The sequence below is a fragment of the Curtobacterium sp. Csp1 genome (assembly GCF_013347185.1).
On sequence record NZ_CP054594.1, the window covers coordinates 1,496,811 to 1,505,316 of the forward strand.

7 protein-coding genes and 1 tRNA gene are annotated in these 8,506 nt (G+C 72.1%); 3 read left to right on the plus strand and 5 right to left on the minus strand.

Annotated features, from left to right (window positions below; all coding sequences use genetic code 11):
• Window positions 1-159: 159 nt before the first annotated feature.
• Both ligA and mnmA read right to left on the minus strand, forming a co-directional pair.
• On the minus strand, window positions 160-2,526 hold the full coding sequence (ligA, locus tag HUN58_RS07225) for an NAD-dependent DNA ligase LigA (protein ID WP_180225553.1): 2,367 nt from the start codon (window positions 2,524-2,526) through the stop codon (window positions 160-162).
• Between the two features lie 86 nt (window positions 2,527-2,612).
• Window positions 2,613-3,719 (minus strand): tRNA 2-thiouridine(34) synthase MnmA, encoded by a 1,107-nt coding sequence (mnmA, locus tag HUN58_RS07230; protein WP_141860626.1) that lies wholly within the window; start codon window positions 3,717-3,719, stop codon window positions 2,613-2,615.
• A 42-nt stretch (window positions 3,720-3,761) separates the two neighbouring features.
• Here mnmA and HUN58_RS07235 point away from each other — a divergent pair, with 42 nt between their 5' ends.
• From HUN58_RS07235 to HUN58_RS07245, 3 genes are all read left to right on the plus strand, one after another.
• Window positions 3,762-5,087: an MFS transporter gene (locus HUN58_RS07235; RefSeq protein ID WP_180225554.1), complete on the plus strand. Its 1,326-nt coding sequence runs from the start codon at window positions 3,762-3,764 to the stop codon at window positions 5,085-5,087.
• Window positions 5,088-5,170: 83 nt separating this feature from the next.
• A tRNA-Leu gene (locus HUN58_RS07240) sits at window positions 5,171-5,254 on the plus strand.
• Between the two features lie 102 nt (window positions 5,255-5,356).
• Entirely contained in the window at window positions 5,357-6,055 is a 699-nt protein-coding gene (locus HUN58_RS07245) for a DedA family protein (protein ID WP_180225555.1), read from the plus strand.
• 131 nt (window positions 6,056-6,186) lie between these two features.
• Here the strand turns inward: HUN58_RS07245 and rdgB are convergent, their stop codons facing one another.
• Genes rdgB through murI form a run of 3 tightly spaced genes read right to left on the minus strand, consistent with a single transcriptional unit; the run spans window position 6,187 to window position 8,353 of the window.
• Complete coding sequence (rdgB, locus tag HUN58_RS07250) at window positions 6,187-6,780, minus strand: RdgB/HAM1 family non-canonical purine NTP pyrophosphatase (protein WP_058743127.1); 594 nt, start codon at window positions 6,778-6,780, stop codon at window positions 6,187-6,189.
• Entirely contained in the window at window positions 6,777-7,511 is a 735-nt protein-coding gene (gene rph, locus HUN58_RS07255; RefSeq protein ID WP_058743126.1) for a ribonuclease PH, read from the minus strand. The genes rdgB and rph overlap by 4 nt, the downstream gene beginning before the upstream one ends.
• Entirely contained in the window at window positions 7,508-8,353 is an 846-nt protein-coding gene (gene murI / locus HUN58_RS07260) for a glutamate racemase (protein ID WP_114848989.1), read from the minus strand. The genes rph and murI overlap by 4 nt, the downstream gene beginning before the upstream one ends.
• Between the last annotated feature and the right edge of the window lie 153 nt (window positions 8,354-8,506).

Below are 8,506 nucleotides of genomic sequence, written 5' to 3' on the forward strand. Positions count from 1 at the left end.
GGGAAGGCCGTCTCGCCGTCCCCCTCCAGGCGACGAGTGATGCCCTTCCGAGTGTAAGGAGAATGGCCGCGGAGCGGCATGCACGCTGCAACTTGTGCCCCGAACTGGGTACCGACCGGGGTGTGGCGTACCCCGGTCCGGCCCGGAGACCGTGCTGGGTCAGTCCGCGGCGGTGTCCGGCTCGGCGGCCTCGGGCTCGGCGGTCTCGCCTTCCGGCTCGGGTTCCGGCGCGATCGCGTCCGGCCCCTCGGTGACGAGCAGCCGAAACTGCTCCGCGTCGATGATCCGGACGCCGAGCTGCTCGGCCTTCGTGAGCTTCGACCCGGCTCCGGGGCCGGCGGCGACGTAGTCGGTCTTCTTGCTGACGCTCGACGCGGCCTTGCCGCCCGCGGCGATGATCGCCTCCTGCGCGCCTTCGCGGGTGTACCCCTCCAGGGACCCCGTCGCGACGACCGTCAGGCCGGTCAGCACGCCGCCCTCCACCGCGGCACCGGGCCCCGGGTGGTCGGGGGTGGTGAACTGCACGCCGGCGGCCGTCCAGCGGTCGATGATCTCGCGGTGCCAGTCGACGGCGAACCAGTCGATCAGGGCGTCCGCGATGATCCCACCGACGCCGTCCACCGCCGCGAGGTCCTCGCGAGAGGCCTCGCGGATGCGGTCGAGCGAGCCGAAGTGGTTCGCGAGGGCCCGGGCGGCGACCGGTCCGACGTGCCGGATGCTCAGGCCGACCAGGATGCGCCAGAGCGGCTTCGTCTTCGCGGCGTCGATGTTCGCGAGCATCTCGAACGCGTTCTTCGACGGGTACCGGCTCGGCGCGCCGGTGTGGTCCGCGCCGCGGGCGTCGGGGTCGAACGGCGGGTCGGTCTTCTTGCGCGCCCGGCTGAACGGCGTCACGCGCTTCGGGGTGCCGTCCTCGTCGGTCTTCTCCATGCCGGTCTCGGCGTCGCGGACGATGACCTCGATCCCGACGATGTCCTCCATCGTCAGGTCGAACAGCCCGGCCTCGGTCACGAGCGGCGGCGTCTCAGGGCGGAGCGGCTGGGTCAGGGCGGCGGCGGCGACCTCGCCGAGGCCCTCGATGTCGAGCGAACCGCGGGACGCGATGTGCTCGACACGACCGCGCACCTGCGCCGGGCAGCTGCGGGCGTTCGGGCAGCGCAGGTCCTTGTCGCCCTCCTTCGCCGGGCGGAGCGGCGTGCCGCACTCCGGGCAGGTCTCGGGCATCACGAACTCGCGCTCGCTGCCGTCGCGCAGCTCCACCACCGGGCCGAGGACCTCGGGGATGACGTCGCCCGCCTTGCGGAGCACGACCGTGTCGCCGATGAGCACGCCCTTGGCCTTGACGACGTCCTGGTTGTGCAGGGTCGCCTGGCGCACGACGGACCCGGCGACCTCGGCCGGTTCCATCACGGCGAACGGGGTGGCCCGGCCGGTGCGCCCGACGCTGACGACCACGTCGAGGAGCTTCGTGTGGACCTCTTCCGGCGGGTACTTGTAGGCGATCGCCCACCGCGGCGCCCGCGAGGTCGACCCGAGCTCCTCGTGCAGGGCCAGGTCGTCGACCTTGATCACGATGCCGTCGATCTGGTGCTCCACCGAGGACCGGCGGTCGCCGTAGTCACGGACGAACACCTGCACCTCGTCGATGGTGTCGAACACCCGGTAGTGGGTGCTCGTCGGCAGGCCCCAGGTCTGCAGCAGCTCGTACACCTCGGACTGGGCGTGCACGTCGGTCTCCGACTCGAGCTCCCGCACGGGCCACGCACCGATCCCGTGCACGAGCATCCGGAGGCGCTGCAGGCGGTCCACCATGAGCGCGCGCTTCGCCTCGGACTTGCCCTCCTCCTTCTGCCGGAGGGACCCTGCAGCGGCGTTCCGCGGGTTCGCGAACACGCGCTCCCCCGCGTCGCGCTGCCGGGCGTTCAGCTCGTCGAACTGCTCGACCGGGAAGAAGATCTCCCCCCGCACCTCGACCAGCGGCGGGTGTCCGGTGCCCGCGAGCCGGTCGGGGATCGTGCCCATCGTCCGCACGTTCCCGGTGACGTCCTCGCCGACCACGCCGTCGCCGCGGGTCGCCGCCGACACCAGCCGTCCGTGCTCGTACCGCAGGTTGATGGCGAGACCGTCGATCTTCAGCTCGGTGAGGAAGCGCACGCGCTCGGCGCCAGCGTCCCGCTGCACCTTGACGGCCCAGTCGGTCAGCTCGTCGGGGCTGAACACGTTGTCCAGGCTCAGCATCCGCTCGGCGTGCTCGACCGGCGCGAACTGCACGGTCTGCGCCTGGCCGCCGACGGTCTGCGTGGGGCTGTCCGGCGTGAGCAGGTCCGGGAACCGCTGCTCGACCGCGTCGAGGCGGTGCACGAGCCCGTCGTACTCGCCGTCGGAGACCGTCGAGCCGTTGCCCTCGTAGTACTGGTCGCGCAGCTCGTTGATGCGCACGCGCAGCCGGTCGACCTCGCGCTGGGCCTGGGCCGCGTCGAGGTCGTCCGGGTCGATGGTCTCGAACGTGGCGTCGGTCTCGCTCATGCGTCAGTTCTACCGTGCACCGCCGACGCGGGACGCAGCGACGAACGTGCCCCGGCGCGGCGCACCGCGGGGACCACCGGGGACGGTCAGGCGGGGACCGGGACCGCGGACACCGTCCGGTCGATGGTGCACTGCCCGAGCACCCGGGTGCCGACGTAGACCACCGCGGTCTGCCCGGGGGCGACGCCCGACAGCGGCTGGTCCGGGTCCACCACGAGCGCGCCGTCCTCCACCCGGGCGGTCGCCGGCACGGGGTCGCCGTGCGCACGGATCTGCACCTCGCACGCGAAGGGCACCGTCGGGTCGGCCGGCGCGGACCCGGCCCAGGTGTACCGGGACCCGGCGAGCGAGGACACGTCGAGCGCCTCCTTCGGGCCGACGACCACGGTGTTGTCCTTCGGACGGATCTCGAGCACGAAGCGGGGCTTGCCGTCCGGCGCCGGCCGGCCCAGGTGCAGCCCACGGCGCTGCCCGACCGTGTAGCCCGTGGCACCCTCGTGCTCGCCGACCACCGTACCGTCGCGCTCGACCACGGCACCGGGGGCGGTCCCGACGCGGTCGGCCAGCCAGCCGCGGGTGTCGCCGTCCGGGATGAAGCAGATGTCGTAGGAGTCGGGCTTCTGCGCGACCGTGAGCCCGCGCGCCGCCGCCTCGGCCCGGACCTCGTCCTTCGAGGGGGTGGCCCCGAGCGGGAACATCGCGTGCTCGAGCTGCTCCGCGGTGAGCACACCCAGGACGTACGACTGGTCCTTCGCCCACGCCGCCGACCGGTGCAGCTCGCGGGCGCCGTCCGGCCCGGTCACGATCGAGGCGTAGTGCCCCGTGCAGACGGCGTCGAACCCGAGCGCGAGCGCCTTCTCGAGCAGCGCCGCGAACTTGATCCGCTCGTTGCAGCGCATGCATGGGTTCGGGGTCCGACCGGCCTGGTACTCGGCGACGAAGTCGTCGACGACGTCCTCCTTGAACCGCGCCGAGAAGTCCCACACGTAGTACGGGATGCCGAGGGCCGAGGCGGCGCGCTGGGCGTCCATCGAGTCCTCGATCGTGCAGCACCCGCGGCTGCCGGTGCGGAGCGTCCCGGGCATCCGGCTCAGGGCCAGGTGCACGCCGACCACGTCGTGCCCGGCGTCGACGGCCCGTGCCGCGGCCACTGCCGAGTCGACCCCACCGCTCATCGCCGCCAGAACACGCATGCGTCCAGGGTAACTCCGAGACCGGCGTACCGTGGCTCGACGATGACGAGCACCAGGGACGACGCCTTCGACTTCCGGGGCGTGCTGCTGTCGGGCTTCCTGCCCGCGGCGCTCTTCGCGATCGGCGAGGGCGCGATCATCCCGATCATCCCGATCGCGGCGTCGTCACTCGGGGCGAGCCTGGCGTTCGCGGGCTTCGTCGCCGCGCTCATCCTGGTCGGGGAGCTCATCGGCGACGTGCCCTCCGGGATCGTCGTCGGCCGGATCGGCGAGCGGAACGCGATGATCGGCGCGGCGGTCGTCTCGGTCGTCGGGCTCCTCGTCTGCACCGTCGCGCCGAACCCCTGGGTCCTCGCGGTCGGGGTGTTCCTGGTCGGCGTCTCGACGGCGGTGTTCGCCCTCGCCCGGCACGCGTACATGACGACCGCGATCCCCCTCCGGATCCGCGCCCGCGCCCTGTCCAGCCTCGGCGGGGTCTTCCGCTTCGGCTACTTCGTCGGACCGTTCATCTCCGCCGCCGTCGTGCACCTCACCGGCACGACCCAGAGCGCCTTCTGGATCCACGTGACCTGCTGCCTGGCCGCGGCCGTCGTCCTGCTCGTCCTGCGCGACCCCGCGACGGGCACACGCGGTCTGCGGGTGCCGCCACGATCCTCCCGGCCGGCAGACGCGACCACGGCACCGACCGCAGCCGACGGGGCGGACGTCCGCCACCCGCTCGAACCGCCCACCGACACCGGCGCGCAGTTCGTGCAGCGCGAGGCGCAGGGCCTCTTCCGCACCCTCCGCGAGCACCGCGGAGTCCTCGCACGGCTCGGCAGCGGCGCCGCGCTCATCGGCGCGCTCCGCGCCGGCCGCCAGGTGATCCTGCCGCTCTGGGCGGTGAGCGTCGGCATGGACGACTCGACCGCGGCGCTCGTGATCGGCATCGCGGGTGCCGTCGACTTCGCGCTGTTCTACACGAGCGGGCAGATCATGGACCGCTGGGGGCGTCTGGCGAGCGCCCTGCCGTGCATGTTCGGCCTCGCGGTCAGCTACTTCCTGCTCGCGTGGAGCGGGCACCTGGACGCCCGCGTCGCCTGGTTCGTCGCGATCGCGATCGGGATGTCACTCGCGAACGGTGTCGGATCCGGCATCCTCATGACGCTCGGCGCGGACCTCGCGCCCCGCGGGGAACCCGCGCCGTTCCTCGGCGCGTGGCGCTTCACGGGCGACTTCGGGTCGGCGGCGGCGCCGCTGGTCATCTCTGGGGTCACGGCGGTCGCGTCGCTCGCGCTCGCGAGCGGGGTCATGGGCGTCCTCGGGTTGGTCGGTGTCGGGGTGCTGCTGCGGTACGTACCGCGGTACCTGCCCCGCAGGCTGCGGTGACGCAGGTGGTCGGGCGCGCGATCGGTCTGGAGGATCGGTGCCCGTCTGCCCCGCCGGTCATGCTCGGTAGACTGCCGCTGCTCGCGGGAGTGGTGGAATCGGTAGACACGCAGGATTTAGGTTCCTGTGCCCCAGGCGTGAGGGTTCGAGTCCCTCCTTCCGCACCAGGGCGGGGCGCATCAGTCTCCCGGGGGATGGTTCGACAGGGACTGGGCGGTACCCTCGTCGAGCGGGTGTCCCCCGTGACCCCGACCTCGACCGGAAGAACCATGCACGCGCTTCCCCTCGCCCTCATCCCCTGGCTCGACCCGCAGTACATCCTCGACCACTTCGGCGCGATCGCCGTGCTCGTCGTCTGCGGGATCGTCTTCGCGGAGACCGGCCTGCTGATCGGGTTCATCTTCCCCGGTGACAGCCTGCTCGTGATCACCGGCCTGTTCGCCTTCGACCGCGGCGGCCAGATCGGCGGGATCCCGATCTGGGTCGCTGCGCTGATGATCGGCGCCGCGGCGTTCCTCGGCGGGGAGCTCGGGTACTACATCGGCAAGAAGGCCGGCCCACCGATCTTCGAGCGCAAGGAGAGCGGCCTGTTCTCGAAGGAGAACGTCGACCGCACGAACGCGTTCTTCCACCGCTTCGGCCCGCTCGCCGTGATCCTGGCGCGCTTCGTCCCGGTCGTCCGGACCTTCCTGCCGATCGCGGCCGGGGTCGGGCGGATGAACTACAAGAAGTACTCGCTGTACAACGCGATCGGCGCGGTCATCTGGGGCGTCGGGGTGACCTTCCTCGGGTACTTTCTCGGGTACATCCCGCCGATCGCCTACGTCGTGCGGAACTACATCGACGTGATCCTCATCCTCGCGGTGCTGGTCACGGTCGTGCCCGCGGGCCTGCACTACTGGCGGACCGCTCGGAAGGCCAAGCACGCCGCCGAGGCCGAGGCCGAGGCCGAGCGCGAACGGCCCTGACGGACTGAGACGCCCCCGAACCGTCGAGACGCCCCCCTTGCCGGGGGCGTCTCGTGCGTTCGGGGGCGTCTCGTGTGCCCGGGGCGTTGCGCGGCTACGGCGGCGTCCTGACGGCTGGGCCGTCAGGCGCGTCAAGCCTGGAAGTACTCGCGGACGATCGGTGCGATGCCCCGGAAGGCCTTCGAGCGGTGCGACAGGGCGTTCTTCTCGTCGCGGGTCAGCTCGGCCGAGGTCCGGTCCGCGTCGTCCGGCCGGAACACCGGGTCGTAGCCGTGCCCGCCGGTGCCGATCGGCTCCGTCGTCACCTCGCCGTTCCAGACCGCCTCGAACACGTGCTCGGTCCCGTCCGGGGTCACGAACGCGGCCGCACAGACGAACGCCGCGGTCCGCTCCACGACGCCCTCCAGGTTCCGGAGCAGCAGCGCGATGTTGTCCGCGTCCACCCTGGTCCCCGCGTAGCGCGCGGAGTGGATGCCCGGGGCGCCGTCGAGCGCGTCCACGGCGATCCCGGAGTCGTCGGCGAGCGCCGGCAGTCCCGTGTGCGCCACCGCCGCGCGCGCCTTGATGAGCGCGTTCGCCGCGTACGAGTCGCCGTCCTCGACGGGTTCCGGTCCGTCGTAGCCGACGAGTTCGACGCCGTGGCCGAGCGCGTCGCCGAGGATGTCCCGCAGCTCGACGACCTTGCCGGCGTTGTGGGTGGCGAGGACGACGCTGCGCCCGGTCACGAGGACAGCCCCAGCACCTCGCGCTGGATCGCCGCGAGCGAGGCGTTGCCCGCCAGGCCGAGGTCGAGCAGCGTGTTCAGCTCCTCGCGGTCGAACGGCGCGTGCTCGGCCGTGCCCTGCACCTCGATGAACTTGCCGGAGCCGGTCGTGACGATGTTCATGTCGGTGTCGGCCGCCGAGTCCTCGGTGTAGGCGAGGTCGAGCATCGGCTCCCCCTTGACGATGCCCACGGAGATCGCCTGCACGCTGTCGGTGAGCGGAGTGGCTTTCTTCGCGATGAAGCCCTTGTCGCGGCCCCACTCGATCGCGTCGACCATCGCGACGTACGCGCCCGTGATCGACGCCGTGCGGGTGCCCCCGTCAGCCTGCAGCACGTCGCAGTCGATGACGAGGGTGTTCTCGCCGAGGCCCTTCGTGTCGATGACCGCGCGGAGTGAGCGCCCGATCAGCCGCGAGATCTCGTGCGTCCGGCCGCCGACCCGGCCCTTGATCGACTCGCGCTGCATGCGCTCGTTCGTCGAGCGCGGCAGCATCGAGTACTCGGCGGTGACCCAGCCGGTGCCCTTGCCGGCGAGCCAACGCGGCACGCCGTTCGTGAAGCTCGCGGTGCAGAGCACCTTCGTGTTGCCGAAGGAGATGAGTGCGCTGCCCTCGGCCTGCGTGCTCCACCCCCGCTCGATGGTGACGGGACGGTGGTCGGTGGCGCTGCGGCCGTCGATGCGGGTGCTCATAGGGTCCTTTCGGTGCGGGGCAACGTGATCGCCCCTGTCTGGAGGTGTCCGACGCTCGAGACCTCGGGACCGAGGAAGCGGCGTGCGAGTCGGATGAAGCCGTTCCGGTCCTCGCCGGTGGCCTCGAACGAGTACGTGGGCGGTTCGGCGGCGGTCCGCTCGAGGCCGTGCTCGACGAGCCGTCGGTAGACGTCGTTCGCGGTCTCCTCGGCGCTCGACACCAGCGTGACGTCCGGGCCCATGACGTACTGGATCGCGGCAGACATCAGCGGGTAGTGCGTGCACCCGAGGACCAGGGTGTCGACGTCCGCCGCCCGGATCGGGGCGAGGTACTGCGCGGCGACCTCGCGGAGCGCCGGCGACGAGGTGTCCCCAGCCTCGACGAACTCGACGAAGCGCGGGCAGGCGGCGAGGGCGAGCGTGACGTCGGCCGCGACGGCGAACGCGTCCTCGTACGCCCGCGAGGCGATCGTGCCCACCGTGCCGATGACACCGATCCGCCCCGTGCGGGTCTGCTTGACGGCGGCGCGTGCCGCGGGCTGGATGACCTCGACGACCGGGATGCCGTACGCCTGCTCGTACCGTTCGCGCGCGTCCCGGAGCACTGCGGACGAGGCGGTGTTGCACGCGATCACGAGCGCCTTGACGCCCTGGTCGACGAGGTCGTCCATGACCTCGAGTGCGTAGCGGCGGACGTCGGCGATCGGCTTCGGGCCGTACGGCGAGTGCACGGTGTCCCCGACGTACCGGATGCTCTCGCGCGGCAGCTGGTCGATGATCGCCCGGGCCACCGTGAGTCCACCGACCCCGCTGTCGAAGACTCCGATCGGTGCATCCGTCACGGCCCCAGCGTACCGACGCCCGCGCACCCGCGGTCCGCCCCCCCCGCCCCCCCTCAGCCCGCCCCCCACACGAACGGGCGGAAACCGCGCCACCACCGCCCACCGCCCCGCACCCTCCCCCCGCTCGCGCTCCCCGCCCGCCCCGCCCGCCGC

What these genes read in the sequence shown, in the direction of transcription:
- ligA (WP_180225553.1), bottom strand. Translation starts at nt 2,526, where the DNA reads ATGAGCGAGACCGACGCCACGTTCGAGACCATCGACCCGGACGACCTC.
- mnmA (WP_141860626.1), bottom strand. Translation starts at nt 3,719, where the DNA reads ATGCGTGTTCTGGCGGCGATGAGCGGTGGGGTCGACTCGGCAGTGGCC.
- HUN58_RS07235 (WP_180225554.1), top strand. Translation starts at nt 3,762, where the DNA reads ATGACGAGCACCAGGGACGACGCCTTCGACTTCCGGGGCGTGCTGCTG.
- HUN58_RS07245 (WP_180225555.1), top strand. Translation starts at nt 5,357, where the DNA reads ATGCACGCGCTTCCCCTCGCCCTCATCCCCTGGCTCGACCCGCAGTAC.
- rph (WP_058743126.1), bottom strand. Translation starts at nt 7,511, where the DNA reads ATGAGCACCCGCATCGACGGCCGCAGCGCCACCGACCACCGTCCCGTC.